Annotated in this window: 20 protein-coding genes; 12 read left to right on the top strand and 8 right to left on the bottom strand. The window is 69.2% G+C overall.

Annotated features, from left to right (window positions below; all coding sequences use genetic code 11):
* The first annotated feature begins 14 nt into the window (after positions 1-14).
* From G6O68_RS17165 to G6O68_RS17135, 7 genes are all read left to right on the top strand, one after another.
* A complete protein-coding gene (locus G6O68_RS17165; protein WP_165249856.1) occupies positions 15-1,133 on the top strand; it encodes a Gfo/Idh/MocA family protein in 1,119 nt (372 codons plus the stop codon).
* Between the two features lie 84 nt (positions 1,134-1,217).
* On the top strand, positions 1,218-2,366 hold the full coding sequence (locus G6O68_RS17160) for a glycosyltransferase family 1 protein (RefSeq protein WP_165249855.1): 1,149 nt from the start codon (positions 1,218-1,220) through the stop codon (positions 2,364-2,366).
* A 285-nt stretch (positions 2,367-2,651) separates the two neighbouring features.
* Entirely contained in the window at positions 2,652-2,981 is a 330-nt protein-coding gene (locus G6O68_RS17155; RefSeq protein WP_165249854.1) for a hypothetical protein, read from the top strand.
* A complete protein-coding gene (locus G6O68_RS17150) occupies positions 2,981-6,514 on the top strand; it encodes a putative Ig domain-containing protein (RefSeq protein ID WP_165249853.1) in 3,534 nt (1,177 codons plus the stop codon). Before G6O68_RS17155 ends, G6O68_RS17150 begins: the two co-directional genes overlap by 1 nt.
* A 45-nt stretch (positions 6,515-6,559) precedes the next feature.
* Positions 6,560-7,399, top strand: coding sequence for an Ig-like domain-containing protein (locus G6O68_RS17145; RefSeq protein ID WP_165249852.1), 840 nt, complete (start codon positions 6,560-6,562; stop codon positions 7,397-7,399).
* 120 nt (positions 7,400-7,519) lie between these two features.
* Positions 7,520-7,804 (top strand): hypothetical protein, encoded by a 285-nt coding sequence (locus G6O68_RS17140; RefSeq protein WP_165249851.1) that lies wholly within the window; start codon positions 7,520-7,522, stop codon positions 7,802-7,804.
* Between the two features lie 303 nt (positions 7,805-8,107).
* Positions 8,108-8,467 (top strand): hypothetical protein, encoded by a 360-nt coding sequence (locus G6O68_RS17135; RefSeq protein WP_165249850.1) that lies wholly within the window; start codon positions 8,108-8,110, stop codon positions 8,465-8,467.
* 86 nt (positions 8,468-8,553) lie between these two features.
* On the opposite strand, the gene G6O68_RS17130 is transcribed toward G6O68_RS17135, so the two are convergent.
* The 5 genes from G6O68_RS17130 to G6O68_RS17110 form a co-directional block, all read right to left on the bottom strand.
* The gene (locus G6O68_RS17130; protein WP_240911365.1) at positions 8,554-11,409 is read right to left on the bottom strand and encodes a tetratricopeptide repeat protein; all 2,856 of its coding nucleotides are present in this window, start codon (positions 11,407-11,409) and stop codon (positions 8,554-8,556) included.
* Between the two features lie 115 nt (positions 11,410-11,524).
* Positions 11,525-11,992 (bottom strand): hypothetical protein, encoded by a 468-nt coding sequence (locus G6O68_RS17125; protein ID WP_165249849.1) that lies wholly within the window; start codon positions 11,990-11,992, stop codon positions 11,525-11,527.
* Between the two features lie 131 nt (positions 11,993-12,123).
* Positions 12,124-12,681, bottom strand: a complete 558-nt coding sequence (locus G6O68_RS17120) for a helix-turn-helix domain-containing protein (RefSeq protein WP_240911364.1) — start codon at positions 12,679-12,681, stop codon at positions 12,124-12,126.
* Between the two features lie 494 nt (positions 12,682-13,175).
* Complete coding sequence (locus G6O68_RS17115; RefSeq protein WP_165249848.1) at positions 13,176-13,436, bottom strand: hypothetical protein; 261 nt, start codon at positions 13,434-13,436, stop codon at positions 13,176-13,178.
* A 117-nt stretch (positions 13,437-13,553) separates the two neighbouring features.
* On the bottom strand, positions 13,554-15,029 hold the full coding sequence (locus G6O68_RS17110; RefSeq protein ID WP_165249847.1) for a hypothetical protein: 1,476 nt from the start codon (positions 15,027-15,029) through the stop codon (positions 13,554-13,556).
* A gap of 389 nt (positions 15,030-15,418) precedes the next feature.
* Here G6O68_RS17110 and G6O68_RS17105 point away from each other — a divergent pair, with 389 nt between their 5' ends.
* Positions 15,419-16,321: a hypothetical protein gene (locus tag G6O68_RS17105; RefSeq protein WP_165249846.1), complete on the top strand. Its 903-nt coding sequence runs from the start codon at positions 15,419-15,421 to the stop codon at positions 16,319-16,321.
* Between the two features lie 369 nt (positions 16,322-16,690).
* Here G6O68_RS17105 and G6O68_RS17100 read toward each other — a convergent pair whose 3' ends face one another.
* The gene (locus tag G6O68_RS17100; protein ID WP_165249845.1) at positions 16,691-16,939 is read right to left on the bottom strand and encodes a hypothetical protein; all 249 of its coding nucleotides are present in this window, start codon (positions 16,937-16,939) and stop codon (positions 16,691-16,693) included.
* Between the two features lie 248 nt (positions 16,940-17,187).
* On the bottom strand, positions 17,188-18,192 hold the full coding sequence (gene holA, locus G6O68_RS17095; protein WP_165249844.1) for a DNA polymerase III subunit delta: 1,005 nt from the start codon (positions 18,190-18,192) through the stop codon (positions 17,188-17,190).
* A 194-nt stretch (positions 18,193-18,386) separates the two neighbouring features.
* Here holA and G6O68_RS17090 point away from each other — a divergent pair, with 194 nt between their 5' ends.
* Genes G6O68_RS17090 through G6O68_RS17075 form a run of 4 tightly spaced genes read left to right on the top strand, consistent with a single transcriptional unit; the run spans position 18,387 to position 22,407 of the window.
* Complete coding sequence (locus G6O68_RS17090) at positions 18,387-19,028, top strand: CerR family C-terminal domain-containing protein (protein ID WP_165249843.1); 642 nt, start codon at positions 18,387-18,389, stop codon at positions 19,026-19,028.
* A gap of 11 nt (positions 19,029-19,039) precedes the next feature.
* On the top strand, positions 19,040-20,479 hold the full coding sequence (locus tag G6O68_RS17085; RefSeq protein ID WP_240911363.1) for an ABC transporter permease: 1,440 nt from the start codon (positions 19,040-19,042) through the stop codon (positions 20,477-20,479).
* A 4-nt stretch (positions 20,480-20,483) separates the two neighbouring features.
* The gene (locus G6O68_RS17080; RefSeq protein WP_165249842.1) at positions 20,484-21,236 is read left to right on the top strand and encodes an ABC transporter ATP-binding protein; all 753 of its coding nucleotides are present in this window, start codon (positions 20,484-20,486) and stop codon (positions 21,234-21,236) included.
* A gap of 40 nt (positions 21,237-21,276) precedes the next feature.
* On the top strand, positions 21,277-22,407 hold the full coding sequence (locus G6O68_RS17075; protein ID WP_206108118.1) for an HlyD family secretion protein: 1,131 nt from the start codon (positions 21,277-21,279) through the stop codon (positions 22,405-22,407).
* Between the two features lie 2 nt (positions 22,408-22,409).
* Here the strand turns inward: G6O68_RS17075 and G6O68_RS17070 are convergent, their stop codons facing one another.
* On the bottom strand, positions 22,410-22,925 hold the full coding sequence (locus tag G6O68_RS17070) for a hypothetical protein (RefSeq protein ID WP_165249840.1): 516 nt from the start codon (positions 22,923-22,925) through the stop codon (positions 22,410-22,412).
* Between the last annotated feature and the right edge of the window lie 8 nt (positions 22,926-22,933).

Raw genomic sequence — 22,933 nt, 5'->3', positions numbered from 1 at the left:
GGAGAGTCCGACCGATGAAACCGCTGCGAGTCGCCGTCGTCGGCGTCGGCCACCTGGGCCGCCATCACGCCCGGATCCTGGGATCGCTGCCGGGCGTCGAGCTCGTCGCCGTCGCCGATTCGCGGCCCGACCAGGCCCGCGCCATCGCCGAGGGCCTGAAGACCCTCGCGGTGGACGACTACCGCGAGCTGCTCGGCCGGGTCGACGCCGTCTCGATCGCCGTGCCGACCTTCCTCCACCGCGAGGTCGCCGGCTTCTTCCTGGAGAACGGCGTCTCGGCGATGGTCGAGAAGCCGCTCGCCGGATCGACCGCCGAGGCCGAGGAGCTGGTCGCCATCGCCCGGTCCACCGGCGCGACGCTCCAGGTCGGCCACATCGAACGCTTCAACCCGGCGTTCTCGACGCTCCAGGGCTCGCCGATCCGGCCCAAGTTCCTGAGCGCCGAGCGGCTCGCGATGTACACTTTCCGCTCGACCGACGTCGGCGTCGTCTTCGACCTGATGATCCACGACATCGACCTGGTCCTGAGCCTGGTCGATTCGCCCGTGCGGTCGGTCTCGGCCGTGGGCGTGAGCCTGTTCGGCGACCACGAGGACGTGGCCGACGCGCGGATCGAGTTCGAGAACGGGACGGTCGCCAACCTGTCGGCCAGCCGGGCGAGCTACGCGACCTCGCGCAAGATGCGGATCTGGGGGGCCGAGGGCTACGCCTCGCTCGACTTCGCCGCCAAGCAGGCGACCGTCGTCCGGCCGTCGGACGACTTCCTCGCCGGGGGCGTCGACCTCGAAGGGGTCGACCTCGCGCAGCCGGCCGCGATCAAGGAGCACCTCTTCGGGAAGGTCCTCCGCGTCGACCGGGTCGAGCCGCCCGGCTGCGACCAGCTCACCCTGGAGCTGCAGGAGTTCGTCGACTCGGTCCGCCAGGGGAGCCGCCCCCGAGTCACGGGAGAGGATGCGCTCGCCGCCGTGCGGCTCGCCGACCAGATCGTGCGCAGCCTAGAGGCCCACCGCTGGGAGGGAGACCCGACCCCGCCGGCTTCCCCGGCCCACGCCGCCCAATCGGCCTCGGTCCTCCGCGGCCCTCACGCCTGGCGCGGGAGCCGCGTCGAGCGGCATTCCCGGACGTCGGGCTGACCCCGCGGTCGCCCCGGGTGGGCCGGCGTCGTATCGTGTCGTGAGCCGGGCCGGCTGGAGGCCCCGCGACGCGAGGGGCCAGCGATGAAGACGATCCTCCTGAGATGGGAACTCGGCGGCGGCCTGGGCCACGCGGCCCGTCTGCTGGAGATCGCCGACGCCCTGGCCGAACGCGGCCACTCGCCGATCCTCGCCCTCAAGGACCTGCGAACCTCGGCCCCCCTGCTCCGGGATCGTCGCCACCGCGTCGTGCAGGCGCCGCTCTGGCTCGCCCCGCCCCCGCCCGGATTCCAGGCGTCTCGATTCACCGACGTCCTGGGGATCGCCGGTTACGCCGAGCCTCACGGCCTGGGCCTGCTCGTCCACGCCTGGCGGACGATCGTCGAGCAAACCCGCGCCGACGCGGTCGTCTGCGACTTCGCCCCGACGCTGCACCTGGCCGCGTCCGGCGAGGTCCCTTGCGTGACGATCGGGATCGGCTTCGCGGTCCCCCCCGCCGAGGGGGACGATTTCCCGACCATCAACCCGCAAGCCGCTCCCACATTCGACCCCGCCCCGATCCTGGCGAACATCCGCGAGGCCCTGGCCCGCCGAGGACGCCCCGCGCCGGCGACGCTCCCGGAAGCCCTGGGGAGCGGCGATCGCTTCGTCCACACCCTGCCCGAGATCGACGCCTATCGCGGATTCCGGCGCGACGAGATGGTCGAGCCCTTGCATCGACCCACTCCGCCCGCGAGCGGGCCGATCCGGCACTTCTTCCCCTATCTGTCCGGGGACTTCCCGAGGGCCTGCGACCTGCTTTCGCACCTGGCCGCGAGCGGATTCGCCGGCGAAGCGTACCTCCGCAACGCGACCGCCCCCCAGGTCGCCTTGCGTGGCGCGGGGGTTGCGGTCCGCGAGACCCCGCCGCCGATCGGGCGCGCGGCGTCGGAGGCGGCCGTCGTGATCCACCACGGCGGCCTCAACACGACCGAATCGGCGCTCTGCCTCGGGAGGGCGAAGATCCTCCTGCCCATCCACCTAGAGCAGGGCCTGACGGCACGTGCCGTGGCGGAGCTGGGGTCGGGCCGCGCGCTGGTCGGCCGCCAGCCGCTGTCGGCGATCTCCGACGCCGTCGCCGTGCTGTCGCGGCCCGGCGGCCCCCGCGATCGGGCCTCGGCGTTCGCGGCCGAAGTCCGGGCCCGAGCCTACGCGGGATGCCTCTCGGGCATCCTGTCCTGCTGCGAGGCTTGATCCCGCCGCACGGGGCTCGGGTGAAGGGATTCACGGATCATTCTCCGATCCCCGACGTTCTCATCCCGGCCCGCGCGCCTTAATGGTTTAGGCGGTGATGCGATCGTCGGCCCGACGGCCGTACCGCGACGCCATGCCGACGATCGACGTCCAATCTCGACCTGAGCCGAGCCCCGCCCAATTCCGGGGTTCGACCTCTCGCAGCCGGAGCCGCCCCACCATGCGTCTCAAGCGTCGCCCCCGGAACACCGCAAGCCCTCGCGCCTCGGCCCCGAGCGTCGCCGCATGCCGCTCCTAGAGTCGCCGGAGGATCGGGCGGTCCCCGCGGTCTTCGTCGTCGTCGACCCGGGCGACGCGGGCGTGGGCACGCTCCGCCAGGCCATGCTGGACGCCGCCGCGAACGCCGAGCGCGACCTGATCACGTTCAACGGCGACCTCGCGGGATTCACGATATCCCTGTTGACGAACAGCGAGACGACCGACTTCGGCCCCACGGCGCTGACGATCGGCGCCGACGAGGTGACGATCGACGCGGGCGGCCCCCCGGCCTCACCATCAGCGGGAACCAGGAGCGGCGGATCTTCGGCGTCGGTAGCGGAGGCGGCCTGTCGCTGATGAACGTCACGGTCGCCGACGGGCTCGCCCGGGGGGGCGCTGGCGGCGCGGGGGCGAGCAGCACCGACTCGTCCGGCGGCGGCGGTGCCGTGGGCGGCGCGGGGGGCGCCGGCGGGGCGAAGAATGGCACGAACCCGGGCGGCGGTGGCGGCGTGGCCGGCCCGAGCGGGGACGGCGGGGTCGGCGACGACATCTTCTCGGGCGCCGGCGGCCTGAACGCCGGCGGGACATTCGCTTACGGCGGCGGCAGCGCCATGTCGACCCCGGAAGCGGTCACCGACGGCGGCGGCGGCGGAGCCTATAACTTCGAAGGCGGAGACGGCACCGGGCTCTCGGACGCCTACCTGGGCGGCGGCGGCGGCGGAGCCATGTCCACCACGGGCGGCCAGGGGGGCTTCGGCGGCGGTGGCGGCGGCGGCGGCTTCAGGATCAGCGGGACGGGCGGAGCCGGCGGCTTCGGCGGCGGCGGCGGCGCGGGCGCCACGGGAGGGCAACGCGGCTTCGGCGCCAGCTCCGGCGGAAATTCCATCGGCGGGACCTACCAGGGGGGCGGCGGGGCCGGCTTCGGCGGCGCCAACTTCAACCATCAGGGCACGGTCAACATCCTGAACTCGACGTTCACCAACAACTCCGTGACGGGCGGGTCGGGGGACACCGACGGCCAGGGGCTTGGTGGCGCCGTGTTCAACTACAACGGCGAACTCACGATCGACCTCGCCACGTTCTACCAGAACATCGCCGAGTACGGCGGCGCCGTCTACAACCTCGGGGACGACAACGTCTCCTCGGTCGTCGTCAACAATTCGATCCTCTATGGGTCGACCGCCGACATCATGAGCAACTCGATCAATTCCGGTGGCTTCACCGCCACCGAGGTCGGCAATTTGATCGGCGACGCGGTCAACTTCTCCGGGACGATCGTCTCCAACGCCGACCCCAAGCTCGGCGCCCTGGCCGACAACGGCGGACCGACCCGGACATTCCTGCCGGCGAGCGACAGCCCGGCCCTGGAGGCGGGCGACCTCGCGGCCGTCCCCGTCTCGGTCACGACCGACCAGCGCGGGGAGCCCCGGACGAACAACAGCATGGTCGACATCGGCGCGGTGCAGGCGACGCAGACCAGTGCGCCGGAGATCACCAGCGGGTCGGCCGCCTCGTTCGCGGTCGGGAGCGACGGCACTTTCATCATCGAGACGACAGGCTCGCCCACGGCCGCGATCTCGTACACCGAGATGCTCCCGACCGGCCTGACGTTCATAGACAACGGCGACGGCACGGCGACCATCACGGGCACCCCGGCCGCGGGACAGGCCGCGGTCTACAACCTTACCATCACCGCCGCGAACGGCATCTCGCCGGACGATTCGCAGGCCGTGACGCTCACCGTCTACACGGCCATCTCGCTTTCGACGTCCTTCACGCCCGGGGCCGTGGACAGCGCCTACTCCTTCCAGACGACCGCCACGGGCGGCTCGGGATCCGGCTACACCTACTCGGCGACCGGCCTGCCCGCCGGGCTTTCGATGAATGCGAGCGGCCTCGTCACCGGCACTCCGACGAGCGATATGGGGTCGCCGTTCACGGTCGACGTCACCGTCACCGACGGCGACGGGAACGTCCGGGTCGTTTCGAGCACGCTCGCGATCAACCCGGCGATCTCGGCTACCCCGGCGTCCCTCGCCCAGCCGGCCGTGGGGAGCGCGTACACGGCGACCCTGACCGGCTTCGGGGGCTTGGGCACGGGATACACGTTCAGCGCAACCGGCCTGCCGACGGGCCTCGCCATCAGCGCGGGGGGCGTGATCACGGGCACTCCGACCGGCAACGCGGGCTCGCCCTATACCGTGCTGGTGACGGTCACCGACTCGAACGGCGCCACCGGCGAGGTCTCCTACTCGCTGACCGTCAACCCCGCCCTCGACATCACCCACGGCACGATCGACGTCCCGACCGTGGGCAGCCCCTACAGCCTCCAACTCAGCCCCACGGGCGGCTCCGGCCAGGGCTACACGTTCAGTTCGGCCACGCTGCCGCCGGGCCTGAGCATCAGCTCGAGCGGCCTCATGACGGGCACGCCGACCACGACGACGGGCTCGCCGTTCACGGTCCTGGTCACCTTGACCGACGACCAGGGCGCCAGCACCGTCGACACCTATACTATCCCGGTGAATCCGGCGATCTCCATCAGCCCGCTGACGCTGCCGAACACGGCGGTCGGTAACCTGTACGCCCCTCAGCTCACGGCGTCAGGGGGCTCGGGACAGGGCTACGCCTTCTCCGCCACCGGCCTGCCGAACGGCCTGATGATGGGCGGCGGGGGCCAGATCATGGGCTACGTCAACGACGACCCGGGCGTGTATACGTTCACCGTGACCGTGGTGGACGACCAGAACGCAGAGCACACCCAGGAGTATGAGATCACCGTCTATTCGACGGTGGCCGTCACCCCTGCATCGCTGCCGACGCTCACCGCGATGAACGCGTTCGAGCAGCAGTTCACGGCCACGGGGGGCTCGGGCCAGGGCTACGTCTTCAGCGTCTCGCCCGACGCCAGCGCCCTGCCGCCGGGCCTGTCGCTCTCTCCCGAGGGCCTCCTGATCGGCACGCCGACGACGGCCTCACTGCCGATCATGACGGTGAACAACGATTTCCTGGTGGAACTCACGGCCTCGGGCGGCTCGGGCAGCGGCTACGTTTACAGCGCGACAGGGCTGCCCGCCGGCCTGACGCTCTGCCCGACGGGTGAGCTGACCGGCACCCCGACCAGTTCCTCAGGCTCGCCATATTCGGTGATCGTCACCGCCGTCGGCGACAACGGCGGAGTGGGGACCGCGACCTACAGCCTGGTGGTCAACCCCGCCCTGGCGATCAGCCCGGCGACCCTGCCGACGTTCGTCGTCGGCACCTACTACAGCCAGCAGCTCGTCGCCACCGGGGGCTCGGGCCAGGGATACGTCTACAGCCTCGAAGGCGGCCTTCCGCCGGGCCTGACGCTCAGCGAGAGCGGGCTCATCTCGGGGATCCCCACGAGCACCGAGGGCATGCCCTTCGGCGGGATCATCAGCGTCCTGGACAACAATCTGGCGTCGACCCGGAACGTCTATGAGTTCACGGTCCGGGGGGCGGCCGTCACGACCACGATCGCGTCCTCGGCCATTCCCAGCTCGCCGGGGCAATCGATCGTCTTCACGGCGAGCGTCGCCGCCACGACGGCGGGCCTCGCTATGCCGAGCGGCTCGGTCTCGTTCATGACCGGGACCATCCTGCTGGGCGTCGTCCCCCTGGTCGACGGCGTGGCGACGTTCTCGATGTCCGGGCTGGAGCCCGGCCCGCATCCGATCTTCGCCGTCTACAACGGCGATTCGGTCCATGCGGCCGCTCGGTCTTCCAGCGTCGTGCAGTCGGTGCTGGTCACCTCGGCGACGACCTTCGCGGCATCGCCCGAGACGGCCGAATACGGCCGGCCCGTCGTCTTCACCATGACCGTGGCCTCCTATGCGGGCCTCTTCCCGACCGGGCTCGTCGGCTTCTAAGCCGGCGACGAGCTGATCGGCACGGCCACGCTCGACGCCCAGGGCGTGGCGACGGCTTCCTTCTCCAGCCTCGCGACCGGTCAAATCCATTACATGGCGATCTACGCGGGCGACGCCTATTTCCGGTCCGTCGCCTCTTCCCCGATCACGGTGGAGATCACCCGCAACGACACGGCCGCCGGGGCGATCGTCTCGTCCGAGCCGCAGGTCTACTACGGCGAGAGCGTGACCCTCACCGCCGCTTCGGCGGGGGCGCCGATGACCGGGAACGTCGCCTTCTACGACGGCGACGTCTACCTCGGCTCAGCACCGATGACGCCCTCGTCGCTGGCGGGCCTCGCGGCCCAGGATGTGCCGACGATGCGTGGCCAGGCGGTGCTCCCCAACGCCCGGCTCTCGGTGGGCGGGCACGTCATCCGCGCCGTCTACGCCGGCGACGCCAACTACGCCCCCGTTACCTCGCTGGTGCCGGTCTCGGTCCTGGTCGACCCGGCCGGGACCAGCACGACCTTCACGGCGGCGACCCAGGCCGACGGGACGACCGTGCTGACGGCCGCGATCGTCCCGACCACGCCGGGAGACCCGCCGCTCGATGGGACCGTCTCGTTCTACAACGGCACCACCCTCCTCGGGACCGTGCCGGTCGTGAACGGCTCGGCCAGCCTCAATGTCGGGGCGCTGCCCCTGGGCGTCAGCACCCTGCGGGCCGTCTACACCTCGGCGAGCGGCGACTCCTCGGCCAGCGTGTCCGAGGTTGTCCTCGACGCCGCCGGGCCGCGGGTCGTCGGCCTCAGCCGCTACGGCTTCCATTTCTCGCCCACGACGATCGCCCTGACGTTCAACAGCGCCCTCGACGCGGCCTCCGCCCAGGATCCCGCCAACTAACGGATCACCCGGGGCGGCGGGCGGCTGATCCCGGTCTCGCGGGCGGTCTACGACCCGGCGACCTTCACTGTCACGCTCTACCCCTCGCAGCGGCTGAACATCCACTGGACGTACAGCCTGGTGCTCAACGGCCGGCTGCCGCAGGGGGTGGCCGGGGCCTCGGGCGTCGGGCTGGACGGCTCGGGCCGGAACGAGCCGGGGACCGACTTCGTCGCCAGCATCACCTGGCGGTCGCTGTCGACCCGGGGGGGCTCCCCAGCGGTGACCTTTCTCGACGGCACGCCCCAGGAGACCTCCGCGAGCTTCAACAGCCACGTCAACTCCGTCGTCCGCCGAACGGCGGGACGGCTCGGCCGCGTCGCCCCCCTCGCCCGGCTCGCGCCGATGGCCCGGATGGTCCTGTGACCTTTCGGCGTGCGATCCCGCTGATCCGGGAAGTCGACGTCGGCTGAGCCCCGACCCTCGCGATCCGCGACCGCCCGCACCCGCGGCGGTCGCGGATCGCCGATTTTCATTCCCCCCGACCCGAGCCGAACCCGGTGCGCTTGCCAGGCGGGCCCGATTTGGTTTAGACTGCTCGGGTCGAGGCCTGCGCCCGGAGTCCGGCCGTTTCGTCCGGCCGACCCGCGCGGGATGCGTTGCGACCGCCGCACCGGCGGTCTTTCTCCTTTATCTCTTTCCGCGCGAAGACGTTGCAGGATCCGCCCGATGGCCAAGAAAGACGCCGACAAGGGAAATGTGAAGGTCAAGAAGCCCAAGCAGGGGCCCCCCGCGGACGCGGTGAAGCCGAAGAAGCCCAAGAAGGAAGCCGCGCCGGCCGAGGCCCCGGTCGTTGAGGAGAAGAAGCCGGAAGCCCCCCGGCCCCCCGCCGATCCCCGCCTCAAGTACGTCAAGAAGTTCCACGGCCGGTTCCTCCCCCGCGGCCCGCTCCGGGATCGCCACACGGCCCTCTTCGCCCGCTGGAACAGCGGCGAGGACCACGGCGGCGTGACCGTCGAGGAGCTGAAGTCGCTCTACGAGGACTGGCGCGCCACCCTCGTGAAGCCCGCCAAGAAGGTCACCGCCTGAACCGACCTCGCGTCGGTCCGGCTCGAACTCGATCGGGACGCGCGGCATCCGCCGACGCGTCCCGATTTCGTTTCCCCCACGCCTCGTTACTCGGGGCGATCGGCGACGGCGAAGCGACGGACCGCCGAAGCGACGGCCTGGGCCACGCTCCGGGCCGCGTCGCCGGGGGCGCAGGCCACGGCGGCCATCGCCTGCTCATAAGCCTCGGCGGCGCGGGCGTCGTCCTGTTCGAGCACGGCCAGGCCATATCGGGCCTCGAACAGCGAAGGGTCGGCGGCGATCGCCCGGAGATACAGCTCGCGGGCCTCGTCGAACCGGCCTTCCACCAGGTCGCAGGCGGCCAACCGGGCGTCGCGGACGGCCGGCTTCGGGACGTTCGGGGCCTGCCGCAGGTATTCGCGGGCCCGCCCCGGCTCGCCCAGATGCAGGAGGATCGTCGAGAGCCGCTCGACGGCGTCCCAGCCCCCCTTCCCCGGCGGATAGGCGCTCTCCAGCAACGCCGCCGCCGTCTCCACGCGGCCCAACTCCAGTTCATGTTCGACGAGCCGGTCCAGCTCGTCGATGTTCTTCCACGAGGTGGGGATCGGCTCGGCCAGGCGCTGAAGGATCGGCCCCCGCATGGCCGCGGCCTCGTTCTGGAGCCCCGTCTGCTGCGGGTTGATCGGGCTCAGCAGCAGCACGCGGTCCAGGACCTTGAGGAGGGGCTCCAGCATCCCCCGATTCTCGTACGACTTCTGGAGCACCGCGAGGCTGAGGAAGTCGCGAGGGGCGATCGACGAGGCCCGGCGTAGCGCGTAGGTGGCCCGCGCCGGCGACAGGTCGAATACGGGGTCGAACGGGACGCGGCAGCGGGCCGCGGGCGCGGTCGGATCGCGCAGCAGTTCGGCGTAGCCGAGCGACTTCCACCCCTCCAGCGAGTCGGGCTCGGCCCTCACGACCCGGCGGGCGTAGTCGAGGGCCAGCCAGAGGATGGGCCGGGTCAGGTCGCCCCGCGCCCCGGCGCTGAGGAAGTTCGCATAGTTGCGCAGGCCCTTCGACGCGGCGATCAGGGCCGCCTCGCCGCGGGGCTCGAACTCGGCCGACGGCCGGAAGTGCCGGGCCGCGAAGTCGACCTCGTGGGCCGCCACGGCCTCGCGGTAGGACTCGTGGACGAACACCGCCGAGATGTCGTCGAACCGGACGCATCGCCAGCGCCCGCTCCTGAGCAGAGCGGCGCCGACCTCGGTGTTGTACTCGTGGTCGACCAGGATCGACGGCCGCCCCTCGGCGTCTAGCTCGCGCTGCCAGCGGGGGTTGTCCTTCGCGATCCAATCCTTGATGTCGAGATAGCGGCGGTAAAGCTCCGGGCCGGTGACCTCGAGGCGTGGATCGGTGAAGACGGTCTTCCCCGGGCCTCCCGGCCGCTCCGGGCTGTGGTAGTAGATGAACAGCGAGGCGTGGCCGTTGTGGAAGCTGAGGAAGCGGTCGGGCATCTCGGGCCCGCCCGCGAACTTCGCCGACTCGTGGGGGAACCAGAGCGGCTCCTCACCCCAGCCGATCACGCGACCCTCGCCGGCCCAGGTGTATAAGAACCCGCTCCCCACGGCGAAAGTCAGGAAGATGAGGGCCACGAGAGCGACGACCCGGGGCCGCACGGCGTCCGAAGGCGCGTCCGCCATCCCGGCGGCCTGGCGACGGGCGTGGCGGGCGGCGACCCACTCGGCGAAGTTCCAGGCGGTCACGGTCCCCACCACGGCCGCGAACTGGTGGCTGTTCCGCGTCGCCTGCAAGCTCAGGATCGAGAAGGCGGCGAACAGAAGCAGCCGGAGCAGGCTGATCCGCCAGCCGGGCCGATCAGCCTCGTCCGGCGCCGAGGTCGCGGGCTTCGCCTTCCGGGTCGTCTTCTTCGTCGACGCCGCTTCTGGGTCCTTCGCACGCTTCCGCTTGCGGCCGTCCGGCTCGGGCGGGGGGGCGGGCTCGCTTGCGGCCCGCTCGCCCCGGAGCCGCGAGGCCCCAGCGTCGAGGATCGGGATCAGGAAGCTGAGGGCGCCGAGCGCGATGGTCGCGAAGTGGATCTGCAGCGGCACGTTGCCGAATCCGCTCTCCTGGATGAACTGCGGGATCGGCTTCAGCTCGGCGATCGTCCGCGAGAAGTCCGGGCTCCGCATCGTGCCGGCCAGTTCCAGCGGGTAGATCGCCCCGTGGAGGCCGTAGGGATTCAGCAGGCAGGCCAGCCCGGTCGCGGCCGAGGCCGGCACGACCGTCGACCACCATCGCCGCCGATCCACGGAAAGGGCCCCCCGCCGGAGCGCCGCGTCGATCAGGGCGAAGCCGAGGATGATCGGCCCCAGGATGAACAGGCCGTGAGAGTTCACCCAGGCCACCTGCACGATCGGCAGGGCCCAGGCGAGCCAGGGCCGACGGTCCCAGCGGCAGAGGACCGCCAGGAAGATCGACAGGTAGAGGAGCGTCAACGTCTCGGGGCGGATGTACATGCGGCCCGAGAGCACGAGCAGGGCGGGGATCCACGCGAGGATCATCGCCCAGACCGGCCATTCGCGACGCCTCGCCGTGATCAGGAACAGGAGCGCCGCGCAGGTGACCAGACATTTCGCCAGGGTCAGCGCCGGGACGCCCCCCTGTTCGTAGACCCAACTGATGGCGACCTGGAAGATCCAGTGCAGGTCGATCCAGGGCGATCCCGCGCGCGTGAAGGTGTAGAAGTCCACACGCGGGATCTGGCCTGACTGGCGGATGAGGTTGCCCGTCCGAAGGTGCCAGTAGAAGTCCGTGTCCTTGAGGCGGAAGACGCCCAGCAGGAAACCGAGCGTCAGGAAGAATCCGATGAGCACCGCGTCGAACAACCGCAGGCCCCAGGCGGCCCCGGAGGGAGACCGATCGTCCCGTGACTTCTCCGACCTGGACGACCTCGGAGCGGGGGGAGACAGGCGACCCTCGGACATCAACCGACTCCCCACCCCGGACGACCTCGATGACCCCGGGCGCGACCGCGGACCGGTCCCTGAGTCTACCACCGGGCCGAGCCGAGGGTCGAGGCTTCCGCCGCGCGGGGGGCCCTCAGTTCTGGTCGATCCAATTGACGCCGCTCGTCCACCAGGGCGGGGTACGGCTGCCCCGAGGAGCGTAGTAGTTGCTGCGACGGGTCGGGTAGACGAAAGGTGACAGGATCGGCTGGTTGGGCGTCGACGAGGAGACGCCGGGGACCGCCCGGGTCACGCCGTCATAGCCGCGGTTGTATGTCACGATCGGGGCCGACACCGACCGGAACGGGGAGACCGGTCCGTTCAGCGCCATCGAGGTGTCGCCGAAGGTGCCGAGCGGCGAGTAGCCGCCCCCGATCGGATTCGCCCCCCCCACCATGAGATAGGGGGTCGGCTCGAAGGTCCCCAGGGATGGGGGTTCGCAGACCGCGTCCAGGCCCTGGGCCCGGGCCGCGCCCGAGGAGGCCGCGGCGATCAGGACGACCGCCCCCGCAAGGTGAAAGATCCTGATGGGGCGATCCGCGTGGCGCGCGAGGAGGTTCATGGTGCGATCTCGGGTTGGATTCGCCGCGACGGCGTTCGGAGGTCCGCCCCTTCGTCAGTTCGGAGGGGCGACTTGAGGAAATCTACCCTAAGAATCGTCCCGAGAAAGCTATTCTGCCGGATCCGACGATGTCAGACCTGCTTGACGTGCGGGTTGCGCGGCTTGGCCACGAGCCCGTGCAGTTCGTCGAGGATCCGCGCCACGCTCGCCCCGACCCCGGAATGGAGCAGGTCGTGGAGTTTGGACATCAGTTCGCCCTCGCGGAGCAGGGCGCTCTCGTGGGCGGAGAGGGCGGGCCGGGGGGGATCGACCTGGGGCCGGACGGCCTCACGGAAGTCGTCCGACACCCCGCGGACGGCCGGGTTCGCGACGCCAGGCAGGGCCAAGGGGCCCCCCTCGGCGGGGAACCAGCGATCCCCGCTCCTCGATCGAGCGACCGCCTGAGGCCGCTCGCCGACGCCCCGCGTGGGGATCGTCGAAGGATCCTCATCCTCGCCGAGCAGGACGTTCATCGAGACGTCTAGGGCCACGGCGATCCGGCGGAGCGTCCCGGCCCGGGGCAACCCGGTCTTGCCGCTCTCGATCTGATAGAGCGCCGTGCGCGAGATCTCCGCGCGGCTGGCCAACTCGTCCGGTCCCCACCCCTTGGCGTATCGAAAATCCCGGACGCGCTGAGCAAGTGTCATCATGGAAGTTCCCGCCGCTAGATTTCCAGCATCCTAACCGATCGGATGAACGGGCGAACGGACCGAATGAGCGGGCGATCCGACGCGGAGGTCGGAATCGTGCGGTCGACTTAAAGTTAGCGCGACTGAAGACGGACTTGTACGGAACGTGGCGTTGGCTGTCAAGAAAGCTTAAACGAAACGCCATATTAAATCCGCCAAAGAATCGACTTCGGAGCGCCTATCGAAGCCGAGTCCGACGGAAAGCCGCAGCCGGCCACTTCCGCCGCTCAGGGACATCTGATTTTAGGCCGTTTGCTCGCGAGCCCCTCTCGCAAAGAGGCTCGGCCTAGGGCCTGCGTCGGCATCAACTCACACACCTCAATACGCTCGCGAGCGAAAAAGGTGCGATCGTACCGATCTCTCCATCGTCATTGTAGGACTTCGTCTAGGTGAATGAGAACCACCGAAATCCTATCGTGTCCCAATTTGCGGTCAAATTCGACGGCCACTCCCCTTCAAGACTCCCGATCCAGCTCCTTGAGAATGGCGACGAGCAACTGCGGGTCGCGTTTCTCCATCAGATGGGCGATCCGGGATTCGGGGAACTCGACCTTCCGAAGCGCCTCCTCGACGCGTTTCCAGAGCCGCTCCTTCGACTTCCCCTCGGCGAGATAGAGGTCCGAGGCCAGTTCCGAGAGCCGCTGGTAAGTGATGGCGTCGAAATTCCGGTAATAGCGGTCGATGATCTTCTTCTGATACGGCGAGAAATCGGCCATGGCGTTCGCCCTCGATGGAAGTCTCATTGCGTCCGCGTCCATCGTATCGCCGGGATGGCGGGGCCGGCCAGGCCGGGCGGGGGGTGTCGCGTCCCCCCCGGCCCGGCCTTCAGGCGGTCAATGGGCGCCGCTCAGCACGAGGTCGTGGTCCTCGACCGGGGCGTCGACCTGATCCAGGTAATCCGCCATGCTGCGATTGAGCCGGCTCGGCAGCTTGGAACCGCTCTGGGCCGTGGGGATCGAGACGACCTGGCGGGGCAGGTCGACGGGCCCCTGCACGGCCGAGGGCGAATAGTTCACGATCACCGAAGCGGCCGCCGCCGTGGCCGGGCCGAGGTTCACCCGAGCCGGGGCGACGCTGGCCGCAAGGCCCGAGGTCGGGGCCCCGCCGAGGATGCTGGGATCGAGGATCGCATCCGGGTTGCTCGCGGCCAGGCGACGGAGCGAATTGTACTGCGATTGGCCGGTGCGGTTCATGAGGAACTTGAGCCGGCCCGAGGCCTGCGCCGAGTTCGGGACGTTCACGACCACGTTCGAGGAGATCACCTCCTGGCCGTCGAACGTCTTGGCCCGGAAGGTCAGGGTCTGCAGGCCGGGCTCCGCGTCGATGTCGCTCGCCCGGAAGGCGAACATTTGGGACGGGAACGGGCTCCTGGGGAACTGGTAGGGCTTCGTGGCGACCGGGCTGGCTCCGTTCAGCTCGACCGTGGCCGGATCGATCGTGGACGGGTCGAAGCCGGACGTCCCCTGGACGTACACCCGCACCAGGTCGCCGTGCGCGTTGTCGATGATCCGGTGTTCGTGGGGGTTGATCAGGATCGGCGGCGAGATCGGCGGGCAGACCTCCGGCACGGGGGTCGCGGCGCTCAGGAGCACGGGCTGGGCCGGGAAGAAGGCCTCGCTGATCGGCCCGTCCTGCGCGGAGCCGGCGAAGGCGCCCACGTTGAAGACCGCCGTGGGGGCGATGGGGGACCCCGTCACCTGTTGATAGAGCGTGTCGAAGTTGACGATCGACAGCTCCATGTTGGGGTGGTTGGGGTCGTTCTGGGTGTAGATGTTGCCCTGGAACTGGGGCAGCGGGGTCACGAACGTGGGGGCCACGTTGGGGCCCGCCTGGCTGGCGGTGGCGACCTGGAAGACCTTCGCGGCCCCGCCCGCCGGGACGTTCTGCGAGAACCCGGCGACGATCTGGCCGGTGCCCGTCCCCAGGAAGTCGAGGTACACCCCCATGAACTCGGTCCCGCCGAAATCGGCCGGATCCTGGACGCCCAGGCCTAAAGCCGAAACTGCGGGGTTGACGGTTCCTGAGTTTCCGTTATTGTCGGCGTCGCTGGCGATCACGGGGCGACCGAGAGGGTCGTTCGGATTGGCCGGCTGCTCGATGCCCAGGAACAGCGTCCCGTTGTTCTCGGGGGAGTAGCTGACCCGGAGGCTGTTGATGTCGAACCCCGAGACTCCGACCAGGTTGGCCAACGCCGGGTCGCCGATGACCGGATGCTGGACGTTGGCGTTGTCGGGTAGGATTACAACACCTGGAGTTTGCGTGGCGGGAAAATCGGTTGCGACGTTTCCCGTGAAGGTGACGCTCAACATTTGCCGATGATCAAGCTGTTCCATGGCGATGCCGGCGGTGCGGACCGCCCTGATGCCGCCGCGACCTCGGCGCCACGAACGTACAGCTTGCAGCAGTCTAGCGAATAGCGACATCGCGCCATCGTCCTTTCTAGCGAGATCCCGGTCCCCCGACGAGGGAGACGGTGGTGAGCCGATCGCGAGCGAGCCGGGCCGAGACCCGATCATTCCCGACGGCTGGAAACAGCGTATCGATCCGTCAACTTGACCATCTGGCTGAGTCGTGGTTTGCTCGCCAGGCCCTGGTCTCAACAACGCCTGGCTTAGATCGTCCCGGCTGACGCAGGAACGCGTCACGCCTCCCCCGGCTTCCGCGGGACGAAACGACCATACGTAGAAGGAGTCTCGTCATGGTTTACCGTCGCTTTGGACTGTGGAGCCTTGCACTCGGCGTGCTGATAGGACCCACCTCGTCCGCCTTGCTCGCCGCCCCGATCAACCTGACCGGTTTCGTGGAGAAAGACTTCGCCGAGAGCAAGGGCAGCCCTGCCACCGGCCGGATCCACGTCGAACAGGTCACCTCGTCCCCCACGACGATCGGCCAGTCGAACTGGATCACCCAGAACGGCTGGACGTCCGGCTGGAACGTCAAGGACATCCGCTTCAGCTACAGCGGGGGCACCGACGCCCTGGCCGTCGGCTTCAACACCTGGGCCAACAAGAGCGGGCAGTACGCGCCGTTCGGCCAGGCCAACGGCGACCCCTCGGGGACGCCCACGCCCTATGATCCGGCCAAGCTGGGCGCCAACACCCCGACCAGCGACAAGTCGTTTGCCCTGTTGATCGCCCGCGAAAACCCGACCGACAGGAGCATCCCTGGGCAGGTCGTCGCCATCGCCGGTGTGCCGGCCGACAAGTCGCTCAACGGCCTGGGGATCAACGGCTACACCGTCGCCAACGTCGATCTGAACCGCGCCTCGGGTGGGCTGGCCTACATGTTCGGGACGCCCCTGAACAACAACAAGCACCTGGGGAACCTGGCCTTCGACCCCAACCCCTCCCAGCCCCAGCTCGAGTTCACCATCGCCAACTTCAAGGAGTTGGTGGGCGGCGACATGTCGACCAAGGGTTTCTGGGTCTCGGCGTACGCCGGCTCCGGCCTCGACGGCGTCGCCGGCGAGACCTACATGGACTGGCGCTACATCGGTCCGCTGGGCGAGCAGGTGCCCGAGCCGGCCACGGTCCTCGCCTGGACCCTGGTCATCGGCGGCATGACCTGGCGCGCACGGTCCCGCCGCAAGAACGCCGCCTGAAGTAATGTCGCGGTAAGAAAGCATGAAACGCATCCCTGCGCAAAGCGGCGGCCGATCCAACGGTCGCCGCTTTTTTCATCGGCCCCCCTCCCGATCAGGCTTCCTCCCTTTCGCGATTCCCGCCCGCCCCGACGTGCTTCGGTTGCTATGGTTCCTTCACCTTGCCGAGGCATCCGATCTTGCCAGGCCCACCCGACCCCAAGGGTCCGCCTGCGCGACTCCGTGGCGACTGCCTCTAGAATGCAACAAGGCGTCCGGCTCGCGAGGAGCGGGACGCCCGTGGGACGTGGATCGGGAGTCGATGGTTTCGGGCGTCAATCGCTGACGAATCGGCCGGTCGAAGTCCACGGGGCGGAAGGTACGGGCCCCTCAGCGCGGTGCGAGGACCGCGCGGACCACGGTGATCTGCTCGCGGAAGCGATCGCCGGAGAGCAGTTCGAGGGCCCCTTGCAGGGCGAGCTGCTTGGTGTGCCAGGTGCGAACCTCGCCGGTGACCAGCACGCGGCCCGCATCTTCCCGGACCGTGAGGTTTCGGATCCGCCCATGCGTCGAGCGGCGGACCTGATCGGCCACCTGATCCGCCAGAGTCGTCGCACACACGGCGTCAGGCGTATCCATGGTGCCTGATTCCTCCTAAGTAAGCAATCTTGCTGACATGATTGCTTCAGCCGCTGTATCGAGCCAGCGGACTTGCCGCTCTCATCAAGGATGCCACTTTCAGGTCCGAACTCAAGAAGAATCCGGCGATTCCGGAGAGCGATTCTCCGGCTCGTTCGACGGTTGCGCCAAGCGAGAAGCTCAGGAGGGAACGATCAAAGAACTCGGCTCACCCTCAATGCAGCATCTTATAGCAGAACAATGCCGCTTCAATCGCGTCGCGGCAGTGCGAGACGGACGAGGAGCAGTTCGAGCACGACGCGGGGGTTGAGCTGACTCCCTCCCTTCACGTCGAGGTCGGCCTGGAGCAGCCAGGAAGGGAGCCGATCGACGCGACCGGGGCCGAGGTGGCTGTGCTGCCTCGTGGTCTGCTGGACGGCGAACGGTCGGATGCCTGCGGCCTCGCAGGCCTCGTTCACGCTGAGCCTTGCCGCACGGAGTCGCCCGGCGTGGTGGACTCGCATCAACGAGGATGTCATCTGGGCCAGCAGCTTGACGGGGTGCTCCCCCTTGGCGATCAGGTCGTCCAGGAGCCGGGCCGCGAGATCGCCCTTGCCCTCGGTCGCGGCGTTGACCACGTCCCAGACCTCCTCGATCCGGCCGGCCTCGACGAACTTCGCCACGTCCTCGCGGCGGATCTCACCGACGTGGGCCGTGGCGACCGCCAATTTCTCGACCTCGGCGGCGAGGATGCCGAGTTCCGGGCCGACGAGTTCGAGCAGCAGCTTGGCGGCCTCGCCCCCGAGCTTGGACTGGGCCTTCGTCGCGCAGGAGGGGAGCCAGCGGAGCAGGTCCGACTCGCTCGGGCTCGAACAGTCGATCGCCAGCCCGGCCTTGACCGCCGACTTCGCCAACCTCGTATTGCTCGGCCAGGAGCGGACAGCCAGGATCAGGCTCCCGGATGCGCTCGGACCCTCGACGTAGGTCTCCAACTCCTTCCGATAGGCCGAGACGAAGGGATCGGCCTCCTCCACCAGGACGACCCGCCGCTTCGAGAAGAACGGCAGCGTGCGCAGCTCGTCCACCACGTCCGCGAGCTTCGCCGACGCCCCCTCGAACCGCGCGACGCTCAGGTCGGCGTCGTCGCCGGGGATCTCGGCCCGGATCGCCCGCCGGACCGCCTCTCGGCGCAAATAGGGATCGTCGCCGAAGACCACGTAAAGCGGCGTGGGCTCCCGTTTCGACCCGTCCTTCAGCCAGTCCAGGCCACGCATCGACTCGCCCCCGCGTCCCTCTCGAATTCGCCTCGACTGCATCCTGACAGATTCCACGACGACTGACGAGGTCGGTCGCGGGCGGGTCCCCCTCCCTGATTTTCGACTTGACCCCGAGGTGCCTCCGGATAGAATCGATGAAACACTCGTTTGAATCGACCGATTGAATCTTCCGTTTGAAGGCATGAAGTCGGATGGAGAATCAGGACACGACGAAGGCGCGGCTGATCGAGGCGGCCGGGCGCGAGTTCGCGGAGAAGGGCTACGACCAGGCCCGGATCCGGTCGATCTGCGACCGGGCCGGTGCGAACCTGGCGGCCGTGAACTACCACTTCGGCGATAAAGAGCGGCTGTACCGCGAAGTGTTGTTGGAGGCTTATCGCGGAGGGGGCCCGGAGGTGACACCCACCCTCGGCGACGTGCCGCCGGCGGAGAAGCTCCGCGGCTTCATCCGCTTCTTCTTCCATCACATCGTCGCCCTGAAGGAAGAACACGCCTGGCAGACCCGGATGATGGCGAGGGAGATCTCCGACCCTTCGGCCGCGCTCGACGAGGTGGTCCAGGGCTGGATTCGCCCCCGGTTCGAGATGCTCAAGTCGATCATGCGGGAGATCCGCCCCGAGGCGGACGACCGCCGCCTGAACGCCCTCTGCTTCAGCGTGGTGGGCCAGTGCCTGATGTACCGGCTCACCGGCGCGGTGACGAAGCGCCTGATCGGTCCGGAGAGCAAGGGCCTGCTGGACGACGACTACCTCGCCGACCACGTCGCGACGTTCACGCTGGCGGCCCTGGGGCTCGGCCCCCCGGCGGGGCGGGACGAGGCGACGAACTCCTGAAAGGGTCGATCATGTCCTGGATCGCGATCAAGATGCTGGTGGGCGACCGGGCCAAGTTCCTGGGCATCGTCATCGGCCTGACGTTCGCGGCGGCCCTGATCACCCAGCAGGGCTCGATCTTCTGCGGCCTCATGCTCCGCACCTGCGCGTTGATCTCGGACGTGACCGGCGCCGACCTCTGGGTGATGGACCCGGGCGTGCGGTTCGTCGACGACGTGAAGCCGATGCTGGAGAGCAACCTCGACCGCGTCCGCGGGGTGAACGGGGTGAAGTGGGCCGTGCCCCTCTACAAGGGGAACGGCCGGGCCAAGCTCACCTTCGACCCGGGCGACATCAAGGCCGCCACCTACCCGCCCGACGTCCTGCGACGCGAGCGGGAAGGACCGCCGCGCTCGCCCTCGCCTTCGAACGTGTTCACGAAAGGCCTCGACCTGTTCGCGCCGGCCTCCGGCGACTTCTCGACGCCCCCGCCGCGCTGGTACGACCCGGCCGAGGTCAACGTGGTCGAGTCGGTGATCCTGCTGGGCGTCGACGACTCGTCTATGGTCGGGGCGCCCCCCGGCGGCCCGGTGATCGGCCCCGGCGAGCGGGGCCGGATGTGGGTCGGCACGCTGGAGGACCTCCGAAGGCCCGAGTCGATCGTGATCGACCGCGTCGGGCTCCGCAAGCTCTTCCCCGGCTGCCACCTGGAGGAGCCGTTCGCCGACCCTCCCGAGTCCGACGAGGCGTACGTCGCTCGACTTCGAGCGTTTTTAAGGTCGGCCCCCGAGATCGAGATGAACGACCGTCGCGCCGTGATCGTGGGGGTCTGCGAGGCGACGCGGAGCTTCCAGTCCAGCCCGGTCGTCTACACGCTCTACAGCCGGGCCAAGCGGTTCATGCCGATGGAGCGGAAGATGCTCACGTTCATCCTCGCCCAGACGGCCGACGACGAGGGCGGGAAGAAGCTCCCCCCCGAGATCGTCGCCGAGCGGATCCGCCGCGCGACCGGGCTGGGGGCCTGGACCAGCGAGAACTTCACCTACCGCACGATCAAGTATTACCTGATCTATACGGGCATCCCGATCAACTTCGGCATCACGGTGTTCCTGGGCTTCCTGGTGGGCACCGCGATCGCCGGCCAGACCTTCTACAATTTCACGATCGAGAACATCAAGCAGTTCGGCTCGCTGAAGGCGATGGGCGCGTCGAACGGGCGGATCGTCGCCATGATCCTGCTGCAGGCGGCCGTCGTGGGGGCGATCGGCTACGGCATCGGCGTGGGACTCTCCACCCTCTTCGGCTTCAAGACGCTGGACCGCTGGGGCAACCCGACCGAGCTGGCGTATTTCACCCCCTGGCAGCTCCTGCCGATCACGGCGGCGGCCATCGTCTTCATCTGCGTTCTGGCGAGCCTGGTGAGCGTCCAGCGGGTCGTCCGCCTGGAGCCGGCCGTCGTCTTCCGGAGCTGACTCCATGCCCGCCGACGCCCCCCCCAAGGCCGATTCGTCGCCCGCCGGCCCCAGCGTGGCCGTGCGGGTGCGCGGGCTGACCAAGCATTTCGGCCGCGGCGACCAGCTCGTCAAGGCCCTCGACGGGGTCGACCTGGACCTGTACTCGGGCCAGATGTCGCTGATCGTCGGCCCCTCGGGCTGCGGCAAGACCACGCTCCTCTCGGTGATCGCCGGCATCCTCGACGCCGACGAGGGGGAGGTGGCGGTCTTCGACGAGGCCATCACGAAGATGGGCGACCGGGCCAAGACCCGATTCCGCGCCCGCCGGATCGGCTTCGTCTTCCAGCAGTACAACCTCCTCCCCGCCCTGACGGCCGCCGAAAACGCGTCGATCCCGCTGGTGATCGCCGGCTGGAAGAAAGGCCCGGCGGTCGCCAAGGCCTCCGAGGTCCTCGCCTCGATCGGCATGGCGAAGAAGGTGGGGAGCCTCCCCTCGCAGCTCTCGGGCGGCCAGATGCAGCGGGTGGCGATCGCCCGGGCGCTGGTCCACGACCCCCAACTCCTGGTCTGCGACGAGCCGACCGCGGCCCTCGACCACGAGACGGGACTCACCGTCATGGAACTGCTGCGCGAGTCGGCCGTCCGGAGCGACCGCGCCGTGGTGGTCGTCACCCACGACAACCGCGTCTTCCACTTCGGCGACCGGATCGCTCACATGGACGACGGCCGCGTCGACAAGGTCGAGGACCGCGCCCCCGACAGATCGGCCGCGTGAAACCCCCGTCGCCTATTCATAAGGTTCACCGATTATGTTCATGCGAATCGTCCTGCCGATCGTCGCCCTGCTGGGGATCGCCCTGGCGATCCGCAGCGTCCTGCCGTACGACGTCGGCCTGGAATCGGGGCGGCCGGTCCTGAAGAGCAAGGCCCCGCCTCCCGCGAAACCCGTCCTGCCGCCCCCGGAGCGCCCCTCGCGGTTCGCCGAGAGCGTGCACGGCATGGGCCTGGTCGAGGCCCAGCGCGAGAACATCCCGATCGGCACGCCGGTGCCGGGCGTCGTGATGGAGGTCCACGTCGACGGCCGGCCCGGCTACGACCCGCCGCACAAGTGGGTCGGCGACCGGGTCAAGAAGGGCGAGCCGCTCTTCCGCATCGACGGCCGCGAGCTGGAGGCCGAGCTGACGTCCCGCGAGGCCGCCCTGGCTTCCGCCGAGGCCCAGCTCCACCGCCTGGAGAACATGCCGAGGCTCGAAGACCTGCCGCCCGCCCAGGCCGCGCTGGAGGAGGCCGAGGCCCGCCTGCTCGACGCCGAGGCGGCCTTCACCCGCAGCGCCCAGCTCTATCAGCGGAGCATGCTGGCGGCCAGCGAGTACGACCGCGACCGCTACACCCGGGCCGCCGCCAAGGCGGCCGTCGACCGGGCCAAGGCCGACCTGGAGAAGCTCCAGGCGGGGGCCTGGAAGGAAGACGTGGCGGTCCAACGCGCGGCCGTGCTCCAGGCCCGCAGCCTCGTGGACAACGCCAGGATCCTGCTCGACCGCCTGATCGTCCGCGCGCCGGTCGACGGCGTCGTGCTGCAGGTCAACGTCCGACCCGGCCAGATCGCCACCCAGGCCTGGAACCAGCCGATGGTCGTGATCGGCGAGGTCGACCGGCTGCACGTCCGCGTCGACATCGACGAGAACGACCTGCCGAGGTTCCGCGAAGGCGTCCCCGCCTCCGCCACGCTCAAGGGCCGCACCGAGCCCGAGTTCCCGCTCACCTTCGTCCGCATCGAGCCCTACGTCATCCCCAAGCGGAGCCTCACCGGCGACAACGCCGAACGCGTGGACACCCGGGTGCTCCAGGTCCTCTACGCCCTCCCCGACGTCCCGCCGACGAAGGTCTACGTCGGCCAGCAGATGGACGTGTTCCTGGACCTGGGCGAAGCTCCCGATCGCCCCTGAGTTCAATCCTCGGCCTTAGGGAGGCGAGCCGGGACGACGCGGAATTCGACCGTCGCGGTGGCCGAGGTCCTGGCGTTCTCGTCCCGCAGGATCACGTCGTACTCGTACTCGCCCGGGGGGAGGCCCTTGAGGGAGAACGTATTCTGCAGATACACCTCGCGCGGGGGTCGGTCGGCGACGGCCTCGTAATCGAGAAGCTTCGCCTTGCGGAGCAACACCTTCTTCTTCCCCTTCGCCCGGACCTGGCCGTCCTGCGTGAATCGGGCGGCGAAGCGGTCCCCCTTCGGGGCGACCTCATAGCCGCGAGGCCGGTAGTACACCAGGAGCTTCTCGTCGCTCGTCTGCGACGCGTTGGGGAGTTTCTCGTAATCCTCGAAGCCTCCGATCGTGCGACACACGACAGGCTTGTCGATGGTCAGGGCCGACTCGGCGGGCTTGTCCTTCGGCGGTTCCTCGGCCCGCGCCGAGGACGCGAGGACGATCCCGGCGACGAGGTATCGGGCGAGCGTCGCTTTCATGCGTCGAT

It is taken from the genome of Paludisphaera soli (genome assembly GCF_011064595.1).
GTDB lineage: Bacteria > Planctomycetota > Planctomycetia > Isosphaerales > Isosphaeraceae > Paludisphaera > Paludisphaera soli.
Note: the sequence above shows the minus strand (reverse complement) of the source record. Positions and strands in the feature narration are given on the sequence as shown.